Source organism: Demequina globuliformis, from assembly GCF_000975155.1.
Lineage (GTDB): Bacteria > Actinomycetota > Actinomycetes > Actinomycetales > Demequinaceae > Demequina > Demequina globuliformis.
Map to the genome: position 1 here is coordinate 732,061 of NZ_BBRG01000001.1, position 26,812 is coordinate 758,872.

Annotated in this window: 19 protein-coding genes and 1 tRNA gene; 10 read left to right on the forward strand and 10 right to left on the reverse strand. The window is 66.7% G+C overall.

The features are described 5' to 3' along the window. Positions 1–1,338, reverse strand: a complete 1,338-nt coding sequence (eccD, locus tag AOP75_RS03400; protein WP_062076933.1) for a type VII secretion integral membrane protein EccD — start codon at positions 1,336–1,338, stop codon at positions 1–3. Positions 1,339–1,586: 248 nt separating this feature from the next. On the opposite strand from eccD, the gene AOP75_RS03405 reads away from it, so the two are divergent. From AOP75_RS03405 to AOP75_RS03445, 9 genes are all read left to right on the forward strand, one after another. Beyond that, positions 1,587–1,901: a WXG100 family type VII secretion target gene (locus AOP75_RS03405; protein WP_062076934.1), complete on the forward strand. Its 315-nt coding sequence runs from the start codon at positions 1,587–1,589 to the stop codon at positions 1,899–1,901. A 47-nt stretch (positions 1,902–1,948) separates the two neighbouring features. Next, entirely contained in the window at positions 1,949–2,227 is a 279-nt protein-coding gene (locus AOP75_RS03410; RefSeq protein ID WP_062076935.1) for a WXG100 family type VII secretion target, read from the forward strand. Positions 2,228–2,304: 77 nt separating this feature from the next. After that, positions 2,305–2,703 carry a hypothetical protein gene (locus tag AOP75_RS12595; protein ID WP_062076936.1) on the forward strand — a complete coding sequence of 133 codons (399 nt, stop codon included), beginning with the start codon at positions 2,305–2,307 and terminating at the stop codon, positions 2,701–2,703. Between the two features lie 10 nt (positions 2,704–2,713). Next, a complete protein-coding gene (locus AOP75_RS03420) occupies positions 2,714–4,096 on the forward strand; it encodes a S8/S53 family peptidase (protein WP_062076937.1) in 1,383 nt (460 codons plus the stop codon). A gap of 2 nt (positions 4,097–4,098) precedes the next feature. Then, positions 4,099–5,553 carry a hypothetical protein gene (locus AOP75_RS03425; RefSeq protein ID WP_062076938.1) on the forward strand — a complete coding sequence of 485 codons (1,455 nt, stop codon included), beginning with the start codon at positions 4,099–4,101 and terminating at the stop codon, positions 5,551–5,553. Between the two features lie 108 nt (positions 5,554–5,661). After that, positions 5,662–7,020 (forward strand): hypothetical protein, encoded by a 1,359-nt coding sequence (locus AOP75_RS03430; RefSeq protein ID WP_062076939.1) that lies wholly within the window; start codon positions 5,662–5,664, stop codon positions 7,018–7,020. Next, positions 7,017–8,504 (forward strand): FHA domain-containing protein, encoded by a 1,488-nt coding sequence (locus AOP75_RS03435; protein WP_083966661.1) that lies wholly within the window; start codon positions 7,017–7,019, stop codon positions 8,502–8,504. Before AOP75_RS03430 ends, AOP75_RS03435 begins: the two co-directional genes overlap by 4 nt. Continuing rightward, entirely contained in the window at positions 8,501–12,469 is a 3,969-nt protein-coding gene (eccCa, locus tag AOP75_RS03440; RefSeq protein ID WP_062076941.1) for a type VII secretion protein EccCa, read from the forward strand. The genes AOP75_RS03435 and eccCa overlap by 4 nt, the downstream gene beginning before the upstream one ends. A gap of 46 nt (positions 12,470–12,515) precedes the next feature. Further along, positions 12,516–13,517 carry a DUF2510 domain-containing protein gene (locus tag AOP75_RS03445; protein ID WP_083966662.1) on the forward strand — a complete coding sequence of 334 codons (1,002 nt, stop codon included), beginning with the start codon at positions 12,516–12,518 and terminating at the stop codon, positions 13,515–13,517. Positions 13,518–13,677: 160 nt separating this feature from the next. Here the strand turns inward: AOP75_RS03445 and AOP75_RS03450 are convergent, their stop codons facing one another. The 9 genes from AOP75_RS03450 to AOP75_RS03490 all read right to left on the reverse strand — a co-directional run bounded on the left by AOP75_RS03450 (position 13,678) and on the right by AOP75_RS03490 (position 25,202). Next, entirely contained in the window at positions 13,678–17,553 is a 3,876-nt protein-coding gene (locus AOP75_RS03450) for a DNA-directed RNA polymerase subunit beta' (RefSeq protein WP_062076943.1), read from the reverse strand. An 18-nt stretch (positions 17,554–17,571) separates the two neighbouring features. Then, entirely contained in the window at positions 17,572–21,048 is a 3,477-nt protein-coding gene (rpoB, locus tag AOP75_RS03455; protein ID WP_062078360.1) for a DNA-directed RNA polymerase subunit beta, read from the reverse strand. Between the two features lie 362 nt (positions 21,049–21,410). Continuing rightward, entirely contained in the window at positions 21,411–21,797 is a 387-nt protein-coding gene (gene rplL / locus AOP75_RS03460; protein ID WP_062076944.1) for a 50S ribosomal protein L7/L12, read from the reverse strand. 63 nt (positions 21,798–21,860) lie between these two features. Next, on the reverse strand, positions 21,861–22,382 hold the full coding sequence (rplJ, locus tag AOP75_RS03465; protein ID WP_062076945.1) for a 50S ribosomal protein L10: 522 nt from the start codon (positions 22,380–22,382) through the stop codon (positions 21,861–21,863). A gap of 364 nt (positions 22,383–22,746) precedes the next feature. Next, the gene (rplA, locus tag AOP75_RS03470) at positions 22,747–23,445 is read right to left on the reverse strand and encodes a 50S ribosomal protein L1 (protein ID WP_062076946.1); all 699 of its coding nucleotides are present in this window, start codon (positions 23,443–23,445) and stop codon (positions 22,747–22,749) included. A gap of 65 nt (positions 23,446–23,510) precedes the next feature. Next, positions 23,511–23,942, reverse strand: coding sequence for a 50S ribosomal protein L11 (gene rplK / locus AOP75_RS03475; protein WP_062076947.1), 432 nt, complete (start codon positions 23,940–23,942; stop codon positions 23,511–23,513). A gap of 57 nt (positions 23,943–23,999) precedes the next feature. Then, complete coding sequence (gene nusG, locus AOP75_RS03480; RefSeq protein ID WP_062076948.1) at positions 24,000–24,782, reverse strand: transcription termination/antitermination protein NusG; 783 nt, start codon at positions 24,780–24,782, stop codon at positions 24,000–24,002. Positions 24,783–24,812: 30 nt separating this feature from the next. Further along, positions 24,813–25,070, reverse strand: coding sequence for a preprotein translocase subunit SecE (gene secE / locus AOP75_RS03485; protein WP_062076949.1), 258 nt, complete (start codon positions 25,068–25,070; stop codon positions 24,813–24,815). Between the two features lie 56 nt (positions 25,071–25,126). After that, positions 25,127–25,202 (reverse strand) — tRNA-Trp (locus AOP75_RS03490). A gap of 317 nt (positions 25,203–25,519) precedes the next feature. Here AOP75_RS03490 and AOP75_RS03495 point away from each other — a divergent pair. Then, entirely contained in the window at positions 25,520–26,728 is a 1,209-nt protein-coding gene (locus tag AOP75_RS03495) for a pyridoxal phosphate-dependent aminotransferase (protein ID WP_062076950.1), read from the forward strand. Positions 26,729–26,812 lie beyond the last annotated feature (84 nt).

Consider the following 26,812-nt stretch of genomic DNA (forward strand, 5'->3'; position numbering starts at 1 on the left):
CTAGATCCAGCCAGCCGCGAGCACTCCAAGCGGCAGGAGCGACGCGAGGATCAGCACCTCAACAGTGTCGGCCACGCGCGCAAGTCGCATGCGCGCGCGCGGATTCAGCAGTGCCACTGCGACCAGCACGCCAGTCACGGTCAACACCACAGGCAGCATGATTGCCCGCAGGTCCGGCTGGGCCACCGCGACGGTGAGCCCGGTCACCGCAAGCCCCACAGTGCCCATCGCCATGATCACCATGACTGCTGAGCGCGCGTAGGCCTGGCGGGATTGGAACATCATTCCGACAAAGACCAGTGCCGCGAGGACGGCGCCGAAGGTAGACGCACTCGCCACCAGCGGCGTCGCGAGAAGCAGCACGACGCCCAGTCCCAGGCGGAGAGCCTGCAGTACTTGACCGCCCGCGCGTGCGCGCGCCTTCACAGCATCGGCCTCAATGGGCGCGGGATCAGCAAAGATGTCCTGCTCGTTGGCGAAAGAAAGCGCGGGGATGCGTGCGGAGGAGAACGCGAGCCACGGAAGCAGATTGCCGAGGGCTCCGCCGACTGCCATCACGACGACCCACGCCGCGGTCTGCCACGCGGGCTCGAGGCCGCTGATGAGCGCGGGAACTCCGGCGACCACACCTGCCGTCACGGCCGCAAGAGGCACAAAGTGATGACGCCGCGTCAGCACGAGCGCGAGCCCACCGGCCGCCGCCGCACCTGCGCCCGCGAAGGCAAGGGGCCACCCCCACACGGAACCCTCGGGACCGATGAGGAAACCCGCGAGCGCCGCGTAGAGCGCGGCCGCTAGCGCGAGCCCACGCCCAGATTCAGGCTGGTCCATACGGTCCAGGACGGCAGCTGCCGCAATGAGTACTGCAGCGCCACCCGCCGCAATCAACGCGCCCACCGCGCTTGGCCGCCCCATCGACAGCAGCACAACAGCGCACAGCGCCAGGAATGACAGCGCGACCGCGAGCGCGGTACGCGCGCTGTCCGTGCCCGTCCACGTGTGGTGGTGGTCAGATGTCGCGTCGAGGACCGCCTCGGTGATGTCGTCGTACACCTTGGGTTCGACCAGGAGCTCTCCACGCACCAACGTCAAAACGTCACCGTCGTGGATGGACTGGGCGGTGGCGGAAAGGCTGGAATCCAGGGGCGAGCCGTCGGCCCGCCGCAGTGCATAGCCGCCGTGGACCAAAGTGGGGTCGAGCGAACCAAGGTTGCGGGCAAAGCCGGGGATCACCTCGACGAGCGGCACGGCGCCTGGGATGGCGATGTCGAGCCGCCGGTCGTCGCTCAGCACGGAGACGCGCACCACGGTGCTAGTGCTGGTAGCAGGTGTGCTCACGTGCGTCCTCTCCCCCGGGAAACCCCCCGCGGCCGATGCGCACGGGCGTCCGTGGGGAGTGTAGCGCGCGCACTGTTCGGGGCAACACCCACGAGCCAGCGCCACCGCTCGTTTCCATTGCGACCGCTAGTAGCCTCTGCTAGCGTGAGCGCGTCAGCGTGAGTACCGGGGGCACCATGCGCAGACACCCAGGTCCTGTTCCGGACTCTAGGCCAACCGCCCCCTCCACCATCGAAGGGGAGCTTGACATGGCTTTCGAAGTCGCTTCACAGGAAGGCGCCCTCAAGGCCGGCGCCGACGCGGTCAACACCGCGCACACCGACATCAACCGTCACATCGCGAGGGTTCGCGGCGAGATCGACCAGCTGCGCGGCTTCTGGACCGGCGCTGCCGCCACGTCCTTCACCGGCCTCATGTCGCGCTGGGATGGCGAGACCCGCAAGCTCAACGACGTCCTCACCACCCTTGAGGAGGCCCTGCGTGGCACCGAGCGCGACCAGATCGCCTCGGAAGAGTCGCACCAGGCCACCATCGCCAACCTCGCCGGCGGGATGAACGGCTAAGCGGCCGTTCCCCCACGACAGACTTTTAGGAGACCACCATGGAATCAATGAGTGTCCGCCCCGAGCAGGTCAATGCTCTCGCCGGCCAGATCCGTACCGGCGCCAACGAGATCCGCGGCTCGCTGGAGAAGCTCGACTCCGACGTCGCCAAGCTGCGTGCCGGCTGGTCCGGTGAGGCCCAGGTCGCCTACGACCAGGCCCAGCTGCGCTGGAACAAGTCGCTGGCCGAGCTGCAGCAGCTGCTGGCTCAGATCGCCAACAAGACCGAGGAAATCTCCTCCGGCTACGTCAACACCGACAACAACGCCGCGAAGCGCTTTAGCTAAGACCTCCGTGAACGAGGGCCGGCCCCCAGGGGCCGGCCCTCGTTTGCTGTCCACACCATCCCTGTGAAAGGTGCGCCGTGACCGCCCGCAACGAGATTTCACTGCAGGTAGACGAGATCGTCAGCCTCCTCACACACGTGCGCGCCGAAATTGAGCAGGCACCATCCGCCGCCAGGGTCGAAACACTCGACGGACCCAGCGCACAGGTCGTCGCTGACTTCCGGCGTGATGCAACTGGTGCCCTCCAACGGCTTGCATCTCGCACAGCGGTACTCGAACAGCGAGTGCACATGTTGGTGTCCAACTCCAGCGCCGCTGTCCGCGACTTGGCGGGAGTCGACGACGCCGCCGCCGCGAGCGCGGACTCACTACGCGATGCCGTCGCTGCACCCACGTCACCCGCACCACGGACACAGGCCGCCCCGTCGCAGCCACGCTCGGCCGCCCGGGGTTCCGCAGGGGTGGCCGATGCGTAGAGCTTCCCGAGTGGCGGCCACCGCCGCGGGCGTCGCGGTGCTTGTCCTGTCCTCCACGATGCCGGCCGCCGCGGATGTGGTGGACGACGGCCAGTGGTACATCGACGTGTATGAGATCGAGCGGTTTCATGACCAAGGCATCGATGGCTCAGGCGTCACGATCGCGGTCATCGACGACTACATCAATCCGGACGCACCCCCTCTCGAGGGCGCCAATGTGACGGTGCACGAGGAAAACTTTTGCCACGGCGCGGACGGTGAATCGCTTGGTTCCGTAGTGACTGACGAGTGGCCGCTCGCTGACCACGGCACGAACGTTACTGCGATGATCGCAGGCACGGGCGCCGGCCCGGGCGGTACTGAGGGGATCCTCGGCATCGCCCCCGGCGCTCACGTGCGGTTCTACGGGGTCGGCAGCGGCATCGATGACCCGTGTTACGCCTCGGTGCCGGCGCAGTACCGACCATCCCAGGACGACGACGAGGACCTCTCCTTCGCCGACGACCTTGGAAACGCCGTGGACAACGCACTTCTCCAAGCCTTCGCCGATGGCGCCGACATCGTGTCGGTGTCGATGGGGTACGGAACGGGCCAAGCCACCGAGGAGATTCTCGCCCTCATGCAGCGTCACGGCGTCCTGTTCGCGAACTCGGTCAGGAATGCCGGTGCCGAGGACGCATCGCAGGGCCTGAGCAAAGCCAATGGCGTGGTGGGCGTGACCTCCGTCGCCGCGGACGGGTATCCGCAACTCAGGAATGCGGACCAGTACGACAGCCGGGAAGAGGCTTTGGATGACACCTGGGCGGACTGGATGATCGGTTTCGAGACTGACATCGCCGCGCCGGGCATCGACGTGCTCAACATTGGTGGGGAGAACTGGGATCAACAGGGCACCGCAACGGGCACGTCGTTGGCTACACCTATCCTCGCCGGGAATCTTGCGCTCGCGATGCAAGCCAACCCCGAGGCGACGCCCCACCAGATCCTCCAACTCCTCATTCACAACACCGGTACCGACGCGCCTCACGAGCCTGTCTTCGATGAGACCGGCATGTTTGGCTACGGGTATCTCGACACGATCTCCCTCCTCGCCGACGACGCCACCGCGTACGACGACGTCAATCCCTTCGTCGACACCTCCATCACCAATGACGACATCGGAGGTCCGTCGGCGGCTGAGATCGCCGCGGCGGGAAATGCGGACACCACGGTGACGGCCTCCCCCGATCCCAGCGCCAGTGCCTCTGACGGGGCCACGGATACCCCACCCGCCCCGGACAGCGAGGGCGGTGTTCCGACGATCGTCTGGGTCATCGTCGCCGGGGTCGTCGCGCTGGTCGTCGCCATCGCCGTGATTGTCGTGGTCGCCACCCGCAACAGAAGGAGCACCTAGCCATGGGCCACTTCGAAGACCAGCTTCAGGATCTGGCCGCATCCTCCGAGGACTTTGACGGGCCTTATTTGCTCAAGCTCGAACTCGCAATGTTGGAAGTGCGCGAGCGCCTGACGGCGCTGCGGCGGTCGCCGGCGTGGACCGGGCCCTCGGCGGAGGCCGCCCGCGCCGCGATCGAGGAACTCACCGCCGAGTGCACCGCCATCGAACTGTCCACGCGGCGGGCCCGCTTTGCCCTGCCCAACGCCAATGAGGCGGTGAACCAGGCACGCCAAGCGTATGCGTCGTTGCCCTCCAGCTGGGTTCCCGAGTGGATGCGCGACACCATCGACACCGCGGCGGACGCCGGCGACGCCCTGGTGCGCATCCCATCGATCGGCACCATCGCGGTTGGCAGCGGCCTGAACTACCTCGAGGACGTCTTCGTGAACTCGCGCGAGGATGCGGCACGGGAGGCCGTCGAAAAGTTGCAGGCCCAGCTTCAGGCTCCGCGGCAGGTCCTCAACGGGATCGACGCGCGGGAGAAGCCGACCACACTGTCCGTCCCGAGCCCCGCCTCACTTCCCAGTGCTCCCACGCCACCGTCGGCCCCCTCGCCCGTGCGTTTCGAGGAGCGCACCGGCGGCGACGGAACGGCCTCACGCCTGAGCGGCGTCGGCTCATATACACCCACGGCCTCCGCGCTGAGCTCGGCGAGCAACGCGAACGGCAACACCAGCCCCGTGTGGGACGTGACGTCCCCGGATTCCGGGAACCACACCTCGGGAGACGGGCCTGGCTACGACGAATCCGCCTATCAGGATGATGCCAATGGCGGCGGCGATGCGGGCTACCGGCCAGGCGGCACCGATAGCGACGACCCCGACTACTCCGTGGACTCGGGCGCGGCCGGGTACGGCGTTGGCGGCGGCACGGGCTACCCCGGCACCGGTGCGGGCGGAGCCGGATATTCGGGAGCGGGCACGTCCGGGCACGGCAACGGCGGCCTCACATCAGGCCTGATGGGCCTCGGCGCGGCCGGCAGCGCTGCGGCAGTCCGAGCGGGCACCGCCGGACTGGGCTCGTCACCTCACGGCGCGCAGGGGGCCTCGGGGCTCACAGGCCGAGGCGGAATCCTGGGACGCATGGGGGCCGATGCCGGCGGAACCTCCTTGCGGGGCTCCGCCGGAACGGGTGGCCTGGCTGGCCAACGTTCGGGTGGCCTCGGCACGGGCGCCTCGGCCACCGGCTCCGGGTCGGGCACGAGCGCCGCCGCGGGCGGCGCCAACGCGGGGGCCCGCGGCGGCATGGTGGGCGGCGCTCCCATGGGCGGCGGCGCAGGGGCGTCAGGAAAGAAGTCGGGCCCGCGCTCGGGAGGCCTCATTGCGCCAAAGATCACCGATGACGGGGACACAGCTCCACTACCGCCGGCCGCGCGGGCCGGGAGTCGGGACAACCTTCGCGACCGCGACGAGTGACGCAATGCGCAGGCGAGGCAATCTCGCGGCGCGTGTTCCGCCAGAGCGGGCCGCGGCGGTATTGTCAGCACTGCTGGTGACGGGGACCACCACTGGGAGGGGGCACTGATGACGGCAACGGGCCTTCATCGCCGCATTGTGGTGCTCCACGACAGTGGGCGCGTTGACGTCGATGTCGCCGAGGCGACCACGTTCGCGCAGCTCACCGAGAGCCTGGGGCTGCCCTTCACACCTGGCACTGACCGGATTGTCGGCATCGACGGAACTGAGTACGGCGCGACCGCTCCCGTAGGTGATTTGGCCGATGGCGCGCTGGTCACGCTCATCTCGCAATCCCACGAGCGCCGGGTTCGCGGTGGCGCTGGCGATTCCACTGCCCCGTCCGGACTTCCGTGGGGCATTGCGCTTGGCGGCATCGCTGTAGCACTGGCTGCGCTGGTCGCCCTCACCCAGTCCTCGACCTTGCTCGGTGACTCGGCGCGACTGTGGTGCGCAGCAGCGTCCGCCACGGTCGCGATCGCGCTGGCCGCGCTATGGAGCGTGCGCGCCCCGACTCAACTCTCCCGTGCTTCCGCGGGCCTCATTGCCCCGTTGACGCTCAGTTTCGCTGCAGCCGCGGTGATTACCCCTGCGGTTGTCCAAGGAGCGCTCGTGGCCGCGAGCGCCGGTCTGATCGCCATGACATTGGTGTGCATCGTCGCCGCGATTGCCGCGCACCATCGGTATTTGCGCGCGCTGGCGTCCTCGGTGGCCATCGTGCTGGTGATGACGTCCGTGGTGTGGGCCCTCCCCGCGCTGTGGGGCTGGCCCGTGGCCACGCCTGCGCTTGTCACGATGGGGCTCGGGACCCTCGCCCTCAGGATTGTGCCGGCCACGGTGATCAACGTGCCGGAGGGGCACTTCATCAACTACGAGCACTTCATGTCGCACCGGTGGACGGTCCGTGGCGCGGTGCCGGCTGACCCTGGTGAATTGAACGCGGACGGTGTGGGCGCATATCTCGACGAGTCCGAGGCACGGTACGTAGGTGGTACGACTGCCGCTGCCGTCCTCACTGCACTCGCCGCGCCCTTGGGACTGTCCGCGTTGAACGGACCGTGGTCGGTGGCGAGCATCGGGGCGCTCGTGGCGTATGTCTCGACGCTCGCGGCCTTTGGCCTCGCGGCCCGGCGGATCGCCACGCCTGTGCTCCGGTGGATTCTGCGCGCGGTGTCCCTGGTGATCGGCGCCTCGCTCACGCTGGCGGCGGTGACCGCCGACCTCAACGCGCTCGTGGTGGTCGGGATTTTGCTCGCAGTCGCGGTCCTATCGATCGCGTTGATCGTGCCGATTTCTCGGGGCACGCGGTGGCTTCGGTGGTCCCGGCTCGCCGACGGCATCGAGGCGATGTGCATCGCGATTGCCCTTCCGACCGCACTCCTAGGCGCGAACATGATCCAGCTAGTGCGAACCATGGTGTCCTCATGACGACTCCTCCCGCCACCACGATTCCCTGTCCCACGTGCGGGCAGCCCACCCAGCCAGCGGCTGCACGCTGCATTTGGTGCGGCACGGCGCAGCGCGTGCCCGCCACTGCTCCGGTTGCTGCTGCACCCGCCACGGCTGGCGCGCCGGTAGTAACGACCGCCGCGCCACGGCCGTCGCCTTCAGGCCAGGTGCCCGGTCCCTCGCGCGAGGCGGGAGCCGCCACGTCGTCGACCCCACCGCGCGGCAACCTGGGCCCTAGGTTTGCGGCCTACCCTGCGGGCACGGGCGCGCGCGTGGCTGCCTGGTCGATCGACGTTGTCGCCGCCGCCGGCGTGACTGCGCTCGTGACCGTGTTGACACACTCGTGGATCCTGGGCGCCGTCGCGCTCATCGACGTCGTGGCGTTCCAGTGGGTGTGGCAGGCCCGCCGCGGACTCACCCTCGGAAGCGCGCTTGTGGGCCTGCGCGTGGCACGCGACGACGGCCCCTACTCTCCTGGCGCGACCAGGGCGTTCGTCCGCGGAACCGTCACCTCAGCCGGCCTCATTGTCGCCGTCGTGGGTGCTTGGGTAGTGGCGGCGTCTAGCGCCTGGGACGCGACTGCCCAACGACGGAGCTGGGCCGACGCGCTCGCACGTACCGTGACAGCCACCAGTCCGCGGGGGAACCGCCCCACTCCGACGCCTCCCGCCGTGTCTGCCGCCACGGTCGACCCCGCGCACGGCGCCCCCACCGCTACCGTCACTCCCTTGCGGACCGCACCGTCACCCATCCCCGCGATGGCGGCTACACCCACGCCCTCCCACACGCCTAGTGCGCCCGTGACGGCGACCGGGACATCGGCCCTCCCCCCTGGCCTCGCGTCACCCACCGGGGCGCCGCAGCCCGCGCCAGCGCCACCCGCGCCGCCCCAGGCCGCAGCCCCCGTCGTCGCCGCAGCATCGGCCGCACCCCAGCGCGTCAGTCCCGCTGAGCCTTCGAGTGCCGCTCAGCCCTCCGGTGTCACTGCGCCGTCGGGGGCCACTGCGTCGTCCGGTGGCACTGAGCCGTCCGGTGTCACTGCGCCGTCCAGCCCCGCCGAGCCCGTGCAGACGCCCGTGCAGCCGCCCGCCCCTGCGGTCGCTGAAACGCACTCGCTGCTCCTCACGTTCGACACCGGCCAACGCGCGCAAGTCACCGTCCCCTGCGCGGTCAACCTGGGTCGCAAACCTTCGCCGACCGAACCCACCGACCACGTCGTGGCCGTCGAGGACCCCGCGGGGTCCGTCTCACGCACCCACCTGCGCCTTGAGCATTCGCGCGGTCGCACCTGGGTCATCGATGGCGGCTCGACCAATGGCTCGGCCCTCGTCAGCGACCACACGACTCGCCCGCTCACGCCTGGCGAACGCACCGAGGTGCCAGACGGCGATCGGGTCCGCATTGGCGACCGCATCTTCACCATCGCGATGCTGATGAGTGCATCGGAGAAGGAGAACTCGTGACTGGCCCCCGCCTCGCTCCGCCCCGCGTTCCCACGGGCACTCTGCCCATCCAAGCGCCCCCAGAGCTCGAGCCTTCGGACGGCGCCTCTGGCATGCTGGCGTCGATGCTGCCGATGCTGGGCTCGGTGGGTGCCATCGTCATGATCTCGATGACGAGGCCTGGCCCCGCGGGCTACCTCACGGGCGGAATGTTCCTGCTGTCTGCGCTCGGATTTGTCGCCGTGAACGGATGGCGCCAGCGAGCACAGCGCAACGCCCAGCTCCTCACCTCACGGCGCGAGTACCTGGCCTATTTGAGCGACCTGCGCACCACCGTGCGCACCGCGGCCAAGCAGCAACGCCGCGCAGCAAACTGGATTCACCCCGCCCCCACAGCCCTGCCATTCTTGGCGGAGGAGCGCACGCGCGTGTGGGAACGCTCGGTGTCAGACGGGGACTTTCTCCACACCCGGGTAGGACGCAACGACCAGCCGCTGTGCTTGGAGATGCAGCCGCCGGAACTGCCCGCGCTCGCTCAACTCGATCCCGTTTCCGCATCCGCGGCGCACCGCTTCATGCTCACTCACGAGGTGCAGCACCGGCTGCCGTGCTCCGTTCCACTGCGCGACTACGCGCGCGTCGAGGTCACCGGCGCTGAGTATCCGGCCCGGTCGCTCGCGCGTGCCATGGTGGCGTCCATCGCGACATTGCACCACCCCAATGACGTGCGCATCGTCATCGCCGCTGACCCCGCCGTGCTCGATCAGTGGGAGTGGGCCAAGTGGCTCCCGCACTGCCACTCCCCCCACGCGACCGACGGGCTAGGCGCGGCGCGGATGATCGGCAGCGACCTCCGTGCGCTCGAAGCCATGCTGCCCAGCGACGTTGCGGCACGTGCACACTTCACCCCGGGCGATGGCCCCCTGCCCCACATCATCCTTGTGACGGACGGATTACGACTGCAGGGCGAATCGACGCTGCTGGCGCGCCAGGGCGTGCAAGGTGTCACCGTGCTCGACATTCCGGCCAGTTGGGGCGAGCTCCAGGGCCGGGCGACGCTCCGGTTGGCACTGGATCAGGCCGACGACGCGACCGCCGTGGAGGTCATTTCCACCCAGGCGCCCTCCTTCGGCGCGGTGGCAGACACGCTGTCGATTGCGGAGGCGGAGGCCACGGCGCGGCGGCTGCTGCCCCTGTACGACGGGCCAGCCGACGAGGGCGATGAGGGTGCCAGGACGTCCACCGAGCAGCGCGAACTGGTCGAGTTGCTGGGGCTGCCAGACGTGCGCGACATCGACTTCTCTCACGTGTGGCAACCGCGCCCCGAGCGCGACCGGCTGCGCGTGCCCATTGGGCAGACCACCACCGGCGCCCCCATGGTGCTCGACATCAAGGAATCGGCGCAGCAGGGCATGGGCCCGCACGGTGTGATGATCGGAGCGACGGGTTCTGGAAAGTCGGAAGTGCTGCGCACCATGGTGCTCGCGCTCGCCATGACGCACTCGCCCGAACAACTGAACTTTGTGCTCGTGGACTTCAAGGGTGGAGCCACCTTCGCCGGCATGGCTGACATGCCGCACGTCTCCGCCGTCATCACGAACCTCGCCGACGAGATCGCTCTCGTGGACCGCTTCCAGGACGCCCTCACCGGCGAGGTGACCCGCCGCCAGGAACTGCTCCGTAAGGCCGGCAACTTCGTCAACGTCACCGAATACGAGAAGGCGCGCAAGTCTGGTCGCACTGACTTGGAACCGCTGCCTGCGTTGCTCATCGTTGCCGACGAGTTCTCCGAGCTGCTCGCCGCGAAGCCCGAGTTCATCGAGACTTTTATCAACATCGGCCGCGTGGGCCGCTCGCTGCAGGTCCACCTCCTGCTGGCATCCCAGCGCCTCGAGGAAGGCAAGCTCCGCGGGCTCGACACCTTCTTGTCTTACCGCATTGGTCTGCGCACCTTCTCCGCCGCCGAGTCCCGCTCCATCTTGGGCGTGCCGGACGCCTACACGCTGCCCCAGCAGCCCGGTGTGGGTTACCTCAAGGCGGACACCGAGACCATGACGCAGTTCCGTGCCGCCTACGTGTCAGGGCCGCCTCCCCGCCGCACGGTCGCCGCCGCAGACGGCACCGGACCCGCACGCCAGCGCGCCAAGATCACCGCATTCACCGCCGCAGCCGTGACTGCGGAAGAACCCGTCGAGACGGACGAGGACCAGCCCGCACCGTTGCTCGACAGCGGCCCCGCGGAGAAGCGATCCACGTTCGATCTCGCGGTCAGCCGTATGGCCGGCCACGGCCCCGCTGCCCACCAGGTGTGGCTGCCGCCCCTGGACATCCCCGCGACTCTCGACCAACTCATGCCGGACCTCGCGGTGGACCCGGAGATGGGTCTGGTGTCCCGCCAGTGGCGCGCGGCCGGAACGCTCACCGTGCCGTTGGGAATTGTGGACGTCCCACTCGAGCAGCGCCGCGAAAGCCTCACAGTCTCGCTCGGCGGCGCTGCCGGCCACATGGCCATCGTTGGCGGACCGCTGTCAGGTAAATCCACGCTGGCCCGCACCACCGTGGCCGCGCTGGCCCTCACACACACGCCGCAAGAGGTCCAGTTTTACGTCCTGGACTTTGGTGGCGGCACTTTTGTGGGCATGCGCGACCTGCCCCACATCGCGGGTGTCGCCACGCGATCCGAGCCGGAAGTGGTGCGTCGCGCCGTCTCCGAGGTCTCCGGCATCCTCAACGCCCGCGAGCAGTACTTCCGCGACCAGGGAATCGACTCGATCGAGACCTACCGTCAGCGCCGCGCCGCTGGAACCGCCAACGACGGCTACGGCGACGTGTTCCTCGTCATCGATGGCTGGGGAACCGTGCGCGCGGACTTCGAGGCCATCGAGGCCCAGATTCAGGCCATCGCCGCGCGTGGACTGACGTTCGGCATCCACGTGATCATCACGGCCTCCCGGTGGATGGAGGTGCGCATGAACATCAAGGACCTGCTGGGAACGCGCATTGAGCTGCGTCTAGGTGATCCCTCTGACTCCGAGGTGGACCGCAAGGCCGCGGTGAACGTCACGACCAACGCACCGGGTCGCGGCTTGGCGCCCACGCGTCTCCAGATGCTCACCGCCCTGCCGCGCGTGGACGGCTCGAGCGATGCGGAATCGCTTTCTGATGGCATCGCTGACCTCATCAGCAAGACCACGCAGGCCTACCGTGGTCCTGCCGGCCCCAACCTGCGCCTGCTGCCGGAACGCATCACGCTCACGCAGGTCCGCGAACTGGTGCAACCGGACGACAAGCGCCTGCTCCTGGGTATCGACGAGGCAGGCCTGGCTCCATTCGGCGTAAACGTGATGAGCGAACCGCACCTGTTCCTGTACGGCGACGCCGGCTCGGGCAAGACGTCGTTCCTACGCGCGTACGCGCAAGAGATCACGCGCCTGTTTGCCCCGCACGAGGCCAAGATCTTCACGATCGACTACCGCCGTTCACTGCTGGGAGACCTCCCCAGCGAGTACGTCATGGCAAGCCTGTCGACCCACGACGAGGCGACCGCGGGGGTGCAGGAACTCGTCGACTTCTTTGGCACCCGCGTGCCGGGCAAGGACGTCACGCCCGAACAGCTACGGTCACGATCGTGGTGGAAGGGCGCGGAGGGCTTTGTGCTGGTGGACGACTACGACTTGGTCGCTACCTCTCAGGGCAACCCGCTCGCCCCCTTGGCGACGCTGCTCCCACAGGCCCTGGACCTGGGGCTACACGTTGTCCTGACGCGCCGCGCCGGTGGAGCCTCGCGTGCAGCGTACGACCCTGTCATTCAGCGGTTCACGGACCTGGGCGTCACCGGCATCCTGCTCAGCGGCAACCCGGAGGAGGGCGCGCTCATTGGCAAGGTGAAGCCGGCGCCCGCCGTCCCCGGTCGCGCTCAAATTGTGTCCCGCGACCAGGGTCTGATCGCTGCCCAGTTGGCCTACCAGGCTTCTCAATACTCATGACGCTGCCGTCCGCTCGCCAGGCCCGCGCCCGCCGCGGCTCGCCATCATGACGGACCACGTGCCCGCGGGGTGGTATCCCACCCACACGATCCACGACGGCGAGCGTCGCTACTGGGATGGTCAGCAGTGGACGGATCGGTTTGACCCGCCACGGAACTTCACGATGGAGGACCTGTGGATGCCTGCTCCGGGCGAGCGCCAGGAGCCCCCAGCGCTCCCACCTGGAAGCGCATACCCCGCGCAGGCGAACAGCGCATATCCCCCAGCGCCAACGGAACACACGTGGCCGGCGCACTCGGGCGGCACCACGGGCACGCATGGTGAGGGCTGGAGCCAGCCGACGGTCCCCACATACGGATACCCAGACCCGCAGCCACCGCGCAAGCCCTTGCGGCGGTGGGGCGGCCTCCTCGCAGGCGCGGTCATCGCCGTCGCGTTGTGGTCAGGACTCGGCGCCCTCACTGACGGCGGCAATGGGATCCCGCCAGCGAGTGCGCGCTCCATGCTCGACGTCCGCGTGACCGAGCCAGCCGGCGTCGACTCTCGTGACCTTGCGGCGGCGGAGGCCTTCGCCGTGAGCCAGCCTCGCGAACGCGACGAGAACGGCTCATTCGTGACCACCGCCGCGACGCTCGCGGACGCATTCGGGTCGGAGTTGCGGTGGCACGAATACGACCGTTACGGCCTGTGCGCGACCGGTCAGCCAGGTGACGGCGAGTTCGTCCTCGCAGCCTACTGTCCCCTGGACCCTGGCATGGTCATGCTCAACTCCACCCACGCCTCCTATCCCGATTACCTGTACCTCGAGGGCTTCGTGGACATCGTGGCCCACGAACTCGCACACAAGGTCATCGATGTGCGCTGCGGCACCACCTCCCCGCCGGGGCTCGGGGTAGAGACGGAGGGGCTCACAAACTCCTACGCAGTGGCCTACCTCGGGGCCGACCGTAGCCACTTGGAATCCACCATGGATGGCTTCCCCGAGTACGCGATGACAAACGCCACGGACGAGGCCGCGCGCCGCGTCCACGAAGGCGACTGCGGGTAGCGCCACCCGCCCGCACCGCCGTCACGGCTCTCACCTACGGCGGCCCCGTCAACGCCGTCAGTACCACCCGCTCGCGCCGCTCAACCCGGGCATCGGCCCCGGATGCACAAAGCCCGGTCCCGCACATGGCGGAACCGGGCTTTGTGAACCTCAGCAGAGATTAGTCGCGCGGGAGTTCGAACTCCTCCAGCGGCACGGCCTCGCCGGTGCCCTCGGAGAAGAACTGGCCATCCCACTCCTCGTACCCGAAGGTCGGGAACAGGTTGTTCTTGGCCTCCTCGGTGGGCTCGACCGTCGCCGTGCGGTACTGGTGCAGACCGGTACCGGCGGGGATGAGCTTACCGAGAATGACGTTCTCCTTGAGGCCCAGCAGCGGGTCAGACTTGCCCGACAACGCAGCCTCGGTGAGCACGCGAGTGGTCTCCTGGAACGATGCGGCCGACAGCCACGACTCGGTCGCGAGCGACGCCTTGGTGATACCCATGAGCTCGGGGCGGGCCGATGCCGGCTTGCCACCCTTCGTCACGGTCTCACGGTTGGCGTTCTCGAAGCGAGCACGCTCCACCAGTTCACCCGGCAGCAGCGGCGCATCGCCAGCCTCGAGGATCGTCACGCGGCGCAACATCTGGCGCACGATGACCTCGATGTGCTTGTCGTGGATCTCCACACCCTGCGAGCGGTACACGTTCTGGACCTCGTCCACCAGGTGCTTCTGGGTGGCACGGGGACCAAGAATGCGCAGGACCGACTTGGGGTCGACGGCACCGGCGATCAGCTGCTGACCGACCTCCACGTGCTCGCCGTCCTGAACCAGCAAGCGCGAACGCTTGGTGACGGGGTACTCGATGACCTCATCGCCGTTGTCGGGGGTGATGACGAGGCGACGCATGGCCTCCGAGTCGTCAACCTTGAGCTTTCCTGCGACCTCGGAGATCGGGGCCTCACCCTTGGGGGTACGGGCCTCGAAGAGCTCCTGGACACGGGGAAGACCCTGCGTGATGTCGTCTGCGGACGCCACACCACCGGTGTGGAACGTACGCATCGTCAGCTGGGTGCCGGGCTCACCGATCGACTGTGCGGCGACAATACCCACGGCCTCGCCGATGTCGACGAGCTCACGGGTGGCGAGTGAACGGCCGTAGCACTTGGCACAGGTACCCACTGCCGACTCACACGTGAGCACGGAGCGGACCTTCACCTCAGTGACGCCGTGGCCAATGAGCGCGTCGATCAGCACGTCGCCGATGTCGGCGCCGGCCTTGCCGATCACGTTGCCGTCCGGGTCGGTGACGTCTGTCGCGAGCGAACGAGCGAAGACGGAGGTCTCCACGCGCTCGTGCTTGACTACCTCGCCACCGGCGGTGGTCTCCACAATCGGCATGACCAGACCGCGCTCGGTGCCACAGTCGTCCTCACGGACGATGACGTCCTGCGACACGTCCACCAGACGACGGGTCAGGTAACCCGAGTCGGCGGTACGCAGCGCGGTGTCGGCCAGGCCCTTACGAGCACCGTGGGTCGCGATGAAGTACTCGAGGACGGACAGGCCCTCGCGGTAGTTCGACTTGATGGGCCGAGGGATGATCTCACCCTTCGGGTTGGCCACCAGGCCTCGCATACCGGCGATCTGACGCACCTGCATCCAGTTACCACGAGCACCCGAGCCCACCATGGTGTGCACGGTGTTGTACTTCGGGAAGGACTCACGCATGGCGCGGTCCACCTCGTTAGTGGCCTGGGTCCAGATCTCGATGAGCTCCTGGCGGCGCTCGTCGTCCGTGATCAGACCGGTCTCGTACTGGACCTGAACCTTCTCAGCCTGAGCCTCGTAGCGGTCCAGAATGTCCTGCTTCTGCGCGGGCATCGCGACGTCGCCAATACCGATCGTCACACCCGAGCGCGTGGCCCAGTGGAAGCCGGCCGACTTGAGCGCATCCAGCGAGGCGGCAACCTCGACCTTGGGGTAACGCTCCGCGAGCGTGTTCACGATGTCGCCCAGGACCTTCTTGTCAACGTTGCGGTTGACGTACGGGTAGGACACCGGAAGCAGCTCGTTGAACAGCGCGCGGCCCAGCGTGGTCTCGAGCACGAAGGGCTCGCCCTCCACGTGGCCCTCAGGCAGTTCGACGTCGACCGGGGGTACCGTCTCGCCGTCGACGCGGAGCTTGATCAGCGCGTTCAGCGAGATCTCGCCAGCGTCGAACGCCATCGTGGCCTCGGCGGTCGTCGTGAACGCCTGGCCCTCACCCTTGTCGCCTTCCTTCAGCAGCGACAGGTGGTACAGGCCAATGATCATGTCCTGCGAAGGCATGGTCACCGGACGTCCATCCGAGGGCTTCAGGATGTTGTTGCTCGACAGCATCAGCACGCGGGCCTCTGCCTGCGCCTCGGCGCTCAGCGGCAGGTGCACGGCCATCTGGTCGCCGTCGAAGTCGGCGTTGAAGGCACCACACACCAGCGGGTGCAGGTGGATGGCCTTACCCTCGACCAGCTGCGGCTCGAACGCCTGAATACCAAGGCGGTGCAGGGTGGGCGCGCGGTTCAGCAGCACGGGGTGCTCGGTGATGACCTCTTCGAGGACGTCCCACACCTCGGGGCGCGAACGCTCGACCATGCGCTTAGCCGACTTGATGTTCTGTGCGTGGTTGAGCTCAACCAGGCGCTTCATCACGAAGGGCTTGAACAGCTCCAGTGCCATCTGCTTGGGCAGACCACACTGGTGCAGCTTCAGGCGCGGGCCGACCACAATGACCGAACGGCCCGAGTAGTCGACGCGCTTTCCGAGCAGGTTCTGACGGAAACGTCCCTGCTTACCCTTCAGCATGTCGGAGATCGACTTGAGCGGGCGGTTGCCCGGTCCGGTGACCGGACGGCCGCGACGGCCGTTGTCGAACAGGGCGTCAACAGCCTCCTGCAGCATGCGCTTTTCGTTGTTCACGATGATCTCGGGGGCACCGAGGTCAAGCAGGCGCTTGAGGCGGTTGTTGCGGTTGATCACGCGACGGTACAGGTCGTTGAGGTCGGAGGTCGCGAAGCGGCCACCGTCCAACTGCACCATGGGACGCAGGTCCGGCGGGATGACCGGGACGGCGTCCAGCACCATGCCCGTGGGGGCATTGGTGGTCGTGAGGAATGCGTTCACGACCTTGAGGCGCTTGAGCGCACGGGTCTTGCGCTGGCCCTTGCCGTTGGCGATGATGTCGCGCAGCAGCTCGGCCTCAGCCTCGAGATCGAAGGACTCAAGGCGCTTCTGGATGGCCTCGGCGCCCATCGAACCCTTGAAGTACGGGCCGTAGCGACGCGAGAGCTCGCGGTACAGCAGCTCGTCGCCTTCGAGGTCCTGGACTTTGAGGTTCTGGAAGCGGTCGAAGACGTTGTCGAGACGCTCGATCTCGGCGTCTGCGCGCTTGCGCAGGGTCGCCATCTCACGCTCAGCGCCGTCCTTGACCTTGCGCTTGACATCGGCCTTGGCACCCTCGGCCTCAAGTTCGGCGAGGTCCTTCTCCAGCTTCTCGGCGCGGTTGTTGATGTCCACGTCGCGCTGGTTGGCGATGTACTTCTTCTCGTTCTCGATCTCGTTGCGGAGCTCGGGCAGGTCGCGGTGACGTGCCTCCTCGTCCACCTCGGTGACCATGTAGGCCGCGAAGTAGATGACCTTCTCGAGGTCCTTGGGAGCCAGGTCCAGCAGGTAACCCAAGCGCGAGGGAACGCCCTTGAAGTACCAGATGTGCGTCACGGGAGCGGCGAGCTCGATGTGACCCATGCGCTCACGACGAACGCGCGAACGCGTCACCTCGACGCCACAGCGCTCACACACGATGCCGCGGTAGCGGACACGCTTGTACTTACCGCAACCGCACTCCCAGTCGCGAGTAGGTCCAAAGATCTTCTCGCAGAACAAGCCGTCCTTTTCGGGCTTCAGCGTGCGGTAGTTGATGGTCTCCGGCTTCTTGACCTCACCGTGCGACCAGGTGCGGATCTCTTCCGCGGTCGCCAAGCCAATACGCAGGTCGGCGAATTCATTCACGTCAAACATTTATTGAGACGCCTACTTTCAGATCTCGTCGACGCTGGACGCGTCCGGGCGGCTGGACAGGGAGATGCCGAGCGATTCGGCGGCCTGATAGGCGTCCTCTTCGGACTCGCCCATCTCGACAGCCTGGCCCTCAGCGTTCAGGACCTCGACGTTCAGGCACAGGGACTGCATTTCCTTCATGAGGACTCGGAAAGACTCCGGCAGACCTGGGTCAGGGATGTTCTGTCCCTTCACGATGGCCTCGTAGACCTTCACACGACCCACCACGTCATCCGACTTGATGGTCAGGAGCTCCTGCAGGGCGTAGGCAGCGCCGTACGCCTCAAGGGCCCACACCTCCATCTCACCGAAGCGCTGACCACCGAACTGTGCCTTACCACCCAGCGGCTGCTGCGTGATCATGGAGTACGGACCGGTCGAGCGGGCGTGAATCTTGTCGTCCACCAGGTGGTGCAGCTTCAAGATGTACTTGTAACCCACGGCAACGGGCTCGGGGAACGGCTCACCGGAGCGGCCGTCGAACAGGCGCGCCTTACCGTTCTCGTTCACCAGGCGGTCGCCGTCACGGTTGGGGTTGATGACCTCGCGCAGGTTCAGCAGCGTGGACTCTTCCAGACCATCGAACACCGGCGTCGCCACAGGCGTACCGGGCTCCGACTTGAGGGCGCCCTTGGGCAGCTTGGCCGCGATCTCGGGGTTGTCCGATGCATCCCAGCCGTTCTTGGCTACCCATCCGGTGTGGGTCTCGAGGACCTGTCCCACGTTCATACGACCGGGAACACCGAGGGGGTTCAGGATGACGTCGACCGGCGTGCCGTCTTCGAGGAACGGCATGTCCTCGACAGGCAGGATCGTCGAGATGACGCCCTTGTTGCCGTGACGGCCGGCGAGCTTGTCACCCTCGGAGATCTTGCGACGCTGAGCGATGTAGACACGAACCAACTGGTTCACGCCGGCAGGCAGGTCGTCGCCGTCCTCTTCGGTGAACACGCGGACACCGATGACGGTTCCGGTCTCACCGTGGGGAACCTTGAGCGACGTGTCGCGAACCTCGCGGGCCTTCTCACCGAAGATGGCGCGCAGCAGGCGCTCCTCGGGGGTCAGCTCGGTCTCACCCTTGGGCGTGACCTTGCCGACGAGGATGTCACCGGCGCGGACCTCGGCACCGATGCGAACGATGCCGCGCTCGTCGAGGTCAGCGAGCACCTCTTCCGAGGCGTTCGGGATCTCGCGAGTGATCTCCTCGGGGCCCAGCTTGGTGTCGCGGGCGTCGACCTCGTGCTCCTCGATGTGGATCGAGGAGAGGGTGTCGTCCTGGACGAGGCGCTGCGACAGGATGATCGCGTCCTCGTAGTTGTGGCCTTCCCAGCACATGAATGCGACGAGCAGGTTCTTACCGAGCGAGAGCTCGCCACCGTCGGTGGCGGGACCGTCGGCGAGGACGGAGCCCTCAACGACCTTGTCGCCCTCGTCCACGAGAACGCGCTGGTTGTAGCTGGTGCCCTGGTTCGAACGCTGGAACTTCGCGATCTTGTAGGAACCGGTGGTGCCGTCGTCGTTGGCGATGGTCACGAGGTCAGAGCTGACCTCGGTCACCACACCGGGCTTGGTCGCCACGATCACGTCGCCGGCGTCGATCGCCGCACGGCGCTCCATGCCGGTTCCGACGAGCGGGGCCTCCGAACGCACCAGCGGCACTGCCTGACGCTGCATGTTCGCACCCATGAGGGCGCGGTTCGCGTCGTCGTGCTCGAGGAACGGGATCAGAGCGGTCGCGACCGACACCATCTGGCGCGGCGAGACGTCCATGTAGTCAACGGCCTCGCGGGGAACGAACTCGACCTCGCCACCCTTCGAGCGCACCAACACGCGCTCCTCGGCGAAGGTCTTGTCCTCGTCCAGCGGCGCGTTGGCCTGGGCGATCACGAAGTGGTCCTCGTCGTCCGCGGTCAGGTAGTCAACCTTGTCGGTGACCTTGCCCTTGAGGACCTTGCGGTACGGGGTCTCCACGAAGCCCAGCGGGTTCACGCGACCGTAGGACGCGAGCGCACCGATCAGACCAATGTTCGGTCCTTCAGGGGTCTCAATGGGGCACATGCGGCCGTAGTGCGACGGGTGAACGTCGCGGACTTCCATGCCGGCACGGTCACGGGACAGACCACCGGGGCCCAGCGCAGATAGACGACGCTTGTTCGTCAGGCCGGCCAGCGGGTTGTTCTGGTCCATGAACTGCGACAGCTGCGAGGTTCCGAAGAACTCGCGGATCGCAGCGACAACCGGGCGCGTGTTGATCAGGGTCTGCGGCGTGATGGCCTCGACGTCCTGCGTCGTCATGCGCTCGCGCACCACGCGCTCCATGCGCGACAGGCCGGTGCGGATCTGGTTCTGCACCAGCTCGCCCACGGCGCGGATGCGGCGGTTACCGAAGTGGTCGATGTCGTCGGTCTCCACCTCGACGGTGCCGGCGGCGCCCTCGAAGGTGGCGTGACCGGCGTGTGCCGCCACGGTGTACTTCACGGTCGCGATGATGTCGTCGATCGTGAGGACCGAGTTCGACAGTTCCTTGCCGACCTTGAGCTTCTTGTTCAGCTTGAAGCGGCCGACCTTCGCAAGGTCGTAGCGCTTGGCGTTGAAGTAGAAGTTGTCGAGCAGGTTCTGACCGGCCTCAACCGTGGGGGGCTCGCCCGGACGGAGCTTGCGGTACAGGTCGACCAGGGCCTCTTCCTGGGTGTGGACCGTGTCCTTCTCGAGGGTCTCGAGCATGGCCGGGTAGTCCTTGAACTCCTCGGCGATCTGCTCGGCGGTCATGCCCAGCGCCTTGAGGAACAGGGTCACGGGCTGCTTGCGCTTGCGGTCGACGCGCACGCCAACGGCGTCGCGCTTGTCGATCTCGAACTCAAGCCATGCGCCACGCGAAGGAATGACCTTCGCGGTGAAGATGTCCTTGTCCGACGTCTTGTCAGGGGTGCGCTCGAAGTACACGCCGGGCGAACGCACGAGCTGCGACACGACTACGCGCTCAGTCCCGTTCACGATGAACGTGCCCTTGGGGGTCATAAGGGGGAAGTCACCCATGAACACCGTCTGCGACTTGATCTCGCCGGTGGTGTTGTTCATGAACTCCGCGGTGACGAACAACTGCGCCGCGTAGGTGAAGTCCTTCTCCTTGCACTCGTCAGGGGTGTAACGAGGCTCCTCGAAGTAGGGGTCGGAGAAGCTCAGCGACATCGTCTCGCCGAAGTCTTCGATCGGGGAGATCTCTTCGAAGACCTCCTCCAGACCGGCGATCTCGGGGACGTCGTTGCGGCCGGCCTTCTTGGCGGCGGCGACGCGAGCCTTCCAGGAGGTGTTGCCGACGAGCCAGTCAAAGCTCTCGGTCTGAATGCCCAGCAGGTTCGGAATCTCGATGGGTTCGTCGATCTGGGCGAAAGAGATGCGCGGTGATGCGGAGCGGTTAGCGATTGCTGTTGCCGAGGGGGTGCGCGAGGCAGCCAAGGGCGGGTCCTTCCCTTTGAAGAGCGTGCGTGTCACGTGTCACAAGCCGCGGCTCCACCGGATCCCGGGGCCAAACCGCTACGGAGCGGTGGCGCGCCAGGTAGGCATCTGAGGGCAGGGCAATAGACAGCGCAAAGCAAGAGCCTACTCGGGCGCGCGCAAAAAGTCCAGCCGCGCAAGTCGCCGCGCCGGGCCGATGCCGCATTGCTCTCGTACCCGTACTTCTGTTGCCTGCGAAAAGAGTACCCCCTCCCGGACTCTCACCGGCATCGGCCCTCCGCGATGCCCCCAGAATGGGCCGGACACGGCAAAAGCCGGGCCGCCCCGAAGGGCGACCCGGCTTGTGCGAACCGAAAGCGAGCTTACTTGAGCTCGACCGTGGCGCCAGCAGCCTCGAGCTGCGCCTTGGCCTTCTCGGCGTCTTCCTTCTTGGCACCCTCGAGGACGGGCTTGGGAGCCTCGTCGACCAGAGCCTTGGCCTCACCGAGGCCGAGCGACGTGAGCGCGCGCACCTCCTTGATGACCTGGATCTTCTTGTCGCCAACGGCGGCGAGGATGACGTCGAACTCGTCCTTCTCCTCGACGGCGGGAGCGTCGCCACCAGCAGCGGGGCCGGCAACGGCCACAGCGGCGGGGGCAGCAGCGGTGACGTCGAAGGTCTCCTCGAAGGCCTTCACGAACTCGGACAGCTCGATGAGCGAGAGCTCCTTGAACTGCTCGATGAGCTCTTCGGTGGTGAGCTTAGCCATGATGTGTTTCCTTACCTGTTATCTGCGTGTGTTGCAGGTTCTTGCGATGGGGGGTCGCAGCCGTTAGGCCGCGTCTTCCTGCTTGGCACGCAGGGCGTCGACGGCGCGCGCTGCCTTGGACAGCGGTGCCTGGAACATGTATGCAGCGTTGACGAGCGATGCCTGAATGGCACCCGCCGCCTTCGCGAGCAGCACTTCGCGGGACTCGAGGTCTGCGAGCTTGTTGATCTCCTCAGCGGAGATGGCCTTGCCTTCGAGCACGCCGCCCTTGATGACGAGCGCGTCGTTGTCCTTGCCGAACTCCTTCAGACCCTTTGCAGCCTCCACCGGGTCACCGGTGATGAATGCAATGGCCGTGGGGCCTACGAAGAGGTCGTCGAGACCCTCAACGTCAGCGTCCTTAGCCGCGAGCGCCGTCAGAGTGTTCTTCGCAACCGTGTAGGTCGCGGCGCCACGGATCTTGTCGCGCAGCTCAGCGAGCTGCGGAACCGACAGGCCGCGGTACTCGGTGACGATGACAGCGTTGGACTCACGGAACTTGTCCGCGAGCTCCTTGACTGCAGCCACCTTGTCTGGCGTCGCCATGTTTGTCCTTCCTTTGGGTGACCGTCGGCGCCTCCTTGCGGAGACGGCCTGTCCCGGACAAACAAAAAGCCCCGCGCAGGCGGGGCTGGGATACTCGGTGTCGCACGCTGGCACGGGGCCGATGCTGCATCCGAGAGATCTTCACTCTCACCTACGCTGGCCTCCGCTTGAGCGGGACTTCGGTCGGTTTCAGTTTCCTGATTCCGATGACCGGCGGTCTTGGGCAAGGAAAAGTGTACGTCGAGTCTCGCGCCTACGCAAACTGAGCGCCGCGAGGACGTGGCCGGTGCGGACCACCGCTAGACGCACGGAAGCCCGGCACCTCGCGGTACCGGGCTTCCGTCAGCGTTTGCTACGCGGTGCTCTACGCCTCAGGCTTGGCGAGGGCGTCCACCGGAATGCCGGGGCCCTGCGTTGCAGAGATCGAGGTCTTGATGATGTAGCGACCCTTGGAAGCCGACGGCTTCACTCGCTGCACCTCATCCAGGACGGCCTGGAAGTTCTCGAACAGCTTCTCGTCGCCGAACGACGCCTTGCCCAGCACGGTGTGCAGGTTGGCGTGCTTGTCGACACGGAACTCGATCTTTCCGCCCTTGATGTCGGACACGGCCTTGGTGACATCCATGGTGACGGTGCCGGTCTTGGGGTTCGGCATGAGGCCACGGGGGCCGAGCACGCGACCCAGGCGACCAACCTTGCCCATCAGGTCGGGGGTAGCAACAACGGCGTCGAAGTCCTGACGGCCGTTCTGCACCTCCTCGATGAGCTCGTCGCCACCGACGATGTCGGCGCCGGCCTCACGGGCGGCTTCTGCCTTGTCACCGTTGGCGAAGACCAGGACCCGAGCGGTCTTGCCGGTGCCGTGGGGCAGGATGACGGTGGAGCGAACCGCCTGGTCCGCGTGGCGAGGGTCAACGCCCAACTTGAAAACGACGTCGATAGTCGAGTCGTTCGTCTTGGAGGACGTCTTCTGAGCGAGGCGCAGGGCCTCGATCGGGGTGTAGAGCTGGCCGCGGTCGACGAGCTGGGCTGCGTCGCGGTAAGCCTTGGAGCGCTTGGTCATCTGCTTCTTCCTTTGCAGTCGTGGTGGCGGGCCAGCGCGGCCCCTCCCACTGGAGTTAAGTGGCCTTAGGAGACCGTGATGCCCATGGAGCGGGCAGTGCCGGCGATGATCTTCGCGGCGGCGTCGACGTCGTTGGCGTTGAGATCAGCCATCTTCTGCTCCGCGATCTCACGAACCTGCGCCTCGGTGATCGAGCCGACCTTGTCCGTGTGCGGAACACCCGAACCCTTCTGGACGCCGGCTGCCTTCTTGATCAGCTCAGCGGCGGGAGGGGTCTTGGTGATGAACGTGAACGAACGGTCTTCGTAGACCGTGATCTCCACGGGGATCACATTGCCACGCTGCGACTCGGTTGCCGCGTTGTAGGCCTTGCAGAACTCCATGATGTTCACGCCGTGCTGACCCAATGCGGGTCCAACCGGCGGTGCCGGGTTTGCGGCGCCGGCCTGGATCTGAAGCTTGATCAGACCAGCGACCTTCTTCTTAGGGGCTGCCATGTTTCGGGTCCTTCTATTGCTTGGGGCGGCTGGCGCCGCCAGATGTGCTGGCGCGAATCAGATCTTGGTGACCTGGTTGAACGCCAACTCGACCGGGGTCTCCCGGCCGAAGATGGAGACGAGAACCTGCAGCTTCTGGGACTCTGCAGAGATCTCGGAGATGGTGCCGGGCAGGGTCGCGAACGGCCCGTCGACAACAGTGATCGACTCGCCGACCTCGAAGTCGACCTCGATCTGCGGCTTAGCGGACTCCGGCTGCGAGTCATCGATGTCGCCATCGACGGACTCGGGGGTCGCCATCATCGAGTACACCTCGTCCGCGGTCAGCGGCACGGGCTGGTGAGCGTGGCCAACAAAGCCGGTCACACCGGGCGTGTTGCGCACAGTGCCCCACGACTCGTCGGTGAGGTCCATACGGACCAGGACGTATCCGGGCATGCGCACACGGGTCACCAGCTTGCGCTGGCCGTTCTTGATCTCAGCGACCTCTTCCATGGGAACCTCGACCTGGAAGATCGAGTCCTCCTGGTGCAGGCTCTCGCGGCGGTGCTCGATGGACTGCTTGACGCGCTTCTCGTGCCCCGAGTAGCTGTGAACGACGTACCAGTCGCCCTCCTGCATACGCATCTGGGCGCGGAACTCTTCGAGGGGGTCGGCCACAGGGGCGGGCTCCTCCTCGACCTCCACGGCGTCGGCCTCGGGGGCCTCACCCGCGGGCTCGTCGGCGGGGACAGTGTCGTCGTCAGACTCCACGACCGCGTCCACGGGTGCGTCGCTCAGCTCCGCCTCGTCGACGGCGGGAACGGTGTCCTCCACCGCATCGAGCTTGTCGTCACTCACTTGTCATCACTCCTTTAGCGTCGGACGGCCTTAGCCGCCGAAGACCATCGAGGAAAGCCAGCCGAAACCAACGTCCAGCGCGAACACGATCACCATCATCACGGCGACGAACCCCAGTACGATCCAGATGTACTGAATCCACTCCTCACGCGAGGGCGTCACCACTCGCTTGAGTTCCGAGATCACCTGGCGCACGAACAGCGCGATGCGACCGAAGATGTTGCGACCCTCGCGAGACTCGTGCCGCGGGTCGTTCTCTCCGGAATCCGTCACGGCAGATTCACTCACCAGGAAGTCCTTTGCTCGGAATTGGGGATCTTTCTTGTGCACGCGGCTTCCCGCGTTGGCAGGGTAGGAGGGACTCGAACCCCCAACCGTCGGTTTTGGAGACCGATGCGCTACCAATTGCGCCACTACCCTTCGGAGGCGGTTGGACCTCCAGGCTCGTCACACCTGCCATGCGGAACGTGCGGTGGGCACGCCTCATCATGGCGGATGTCAATCGCCGACTTGCAATAGTACGTGTTCGCCCGCCGAAATGCGAACTCGCTCCTGGCAGTGCAGAAGGTGACCCCTGCATCGGCCCTCGCGAAGCGCGATTGCCACCTCATTCACCGGGCCTTACTGCCGCGGTGATACTCCCACGAGACGCGACGGCGACGCAACGCCGTCGCACGCCCAGCACCCAGGACGTTCAGTCGGGTGACCTCATACCGCCGCCATGGAACAATGACCTCATGACCTCCTCCAGCCGCGTCTCTGCCCGCCTCGGCGCCATTGCGCCGTCTGCCACCCTCGCCGTCGACGCCAAGGCCAAGGCCCTTAAGGCCGCCGGCCGTCCGGTCATCGGTTTCGGCGCGGGTGAACCTGACTTCCCCACTCCCGAGCACATCGTCGAGGCTGCCGTCGAGGCCGCCCGTGACCCCAAGAACCACCGGTACACCCCGGCTGGTGGACTCCCCGAGCTCAAGCAGGCCATCGCGGACAAAACCAAGCGCGACTCGGGCTACGAGATTGACCCGGCAAGCGTGCTAGTGACCAACGGCGGCAAGCAGGCCGTGTTCCAGGCCTTCGCCGCGATCCTTGACCCGGGCGACGAGGTCATCCTTCCGGCGCCCTACTGGACCACGTACCCCGAGGCGATTGGCCTCACTGGCGCGACGACCGTTGAGGTCTTCGCCGGCGCCGAGCAGAACTATCTGGTGACGGTCGAGCAGCTCGAACAGGCCCGCACCGACCGCACCAAGGCGCTGCTGTTTTGCTCGCCCTCCAACCCCACCGGCGCGGTCTACACGCCTGAGCAGACCAAGGCGATTGGCGAGTGGGCCCTTGAGCACGGCATCTGGGTCATCACCGACGAGATCTACGAGCACCTGCTGTACGACGGCGCGCAGTTCACGCCCATCCTGCGCGAGGTCCCCGAGCTGACAGACACGACCATTGTCCTGAACGGCGTGGCCAAGACGTTTGCCATGACCGGTTGGCGCGTGGGCTGGATGCAGGGCCCCCAGGACGTCATCAAGGCCGCCACCAACTTCCAAAGCCACCTGACGAGCAACGTCGCCAACGTGTCTCAGCGTGCCGCGATCGCCGCGCTCACGGGCCCACTGGACGAGGTGTACGCGATGCGCGAGGCGTTCGACCGTCGCCGCCAGACCATGGTGTCGATGCTGCGCGAGATCGATGGATTTACCGTCCCGACCCCGCAGGGCGCCTTCTACGCGTACCCCTCGGTGGAGGGGTGGATGGGTCGCACGCTCCGCGGGCGCGAGATCACGTCCTCGATCGACCTGGCCGCAGTGATCCTCGACGAGGCCGAGGTCGCCGTAGTGCCCGGCGAGGCATTTGGCCCCTCCGGCTACCTGCGCCTGAGCTACGCGCTGGCCGACGCCGACCTCGCCGAGGGCGTGGGCCGCATCCAGTCGCTACTGGCCGACGCGCAGTAAGTTCGCTTCACTTCAGTCACGAGGGCGGCTCCCGGTGGGGGCCGCCCTCGGCGCATATAGGCAGGGGTGCGGTCGCGCGTCACG

Coding starts and splice junctions, on each gene's coding strand:
- AOP75_RS03495 (WP_062076950.1), top strand. CDS start 25,520: ATGACCTCCTCCAGCCGCGTCTCTGCCCGCCTCGGCGCCATTGCGCCG.
- AOP75_RS03405 (WP_062076934.1), top strand. CDS start 1,587: ATGGCTTTCGAAGTCGCTTCACAGGAAGGCGCCCTCAAGGCCGGCGCC.
- AOP75_RS03425 (WP_062076938.1), top strand. CDS start 4,099: ATGGGCCACTTCGAAGACCAGCTTCAGGATCTGGCCGCATCCTCCGAG.
- rplL (WP_062076944.1), bottom strand. CDS start 21,797: ATGGCTAAGCTCACCACCGAAGAGCTCATCGAGCAGTTCAAGGAGCTC.
- rplJ (WP_062076945.1), bottom strand. CDS start 22,382: ATGGCGACGCCAGACAAGGTGGCTGCAGTCAAGGAGCTCGCGGACAAG.
- AOP75_RS03450 (WP_062076943.1), bottom strand. CDS start 17,553: ATGTTTGACGTGAATGAATTCGCCGACCTGCGTATTGGCTTGGCGACC.
- AOP75_RS03435 (WP_083966661.1), top strand. CDS start 7,017: ATGACGACTCCTCCCGCCACCACGATTCCCTGTCCCACGTGCGGGCAG.
- AOP75_RS03445 (WP_083966662.1), top strand. CDS start 12,516: ATGACGGACCACGTGCCCGCGGGGTGGTATCCCACCCACACGATCCAC.
- AOP75_RS03430 (WP_062076939.1), top strand. CDS start 5,662: ATGACGGCAACGGGCCTTCATCGCCGCATTGTGGTGCTCCACGACAGT.
- AOP75_RS03410 (WP_062076935.1), top strand. CDS start 1,949: ATGAGTGTCCGCCCCGAGCAGGTCAATGCTCTCGCCGGCCAGATCCGT.
- rplA (WP_062076946.1), bottom strand. CDS start 23,445: ATGACCAAGCGCTCCAAGGCTTACCGCGACGCAGCCCAGCTCGTCGAC.
- rplK (WP_062076947.1), bottom strand. CDS start 23,942: ATGGCAGCCCCTAAGAAGAAGGTCGCTGGTCTGATCAAGCTTCAGATC.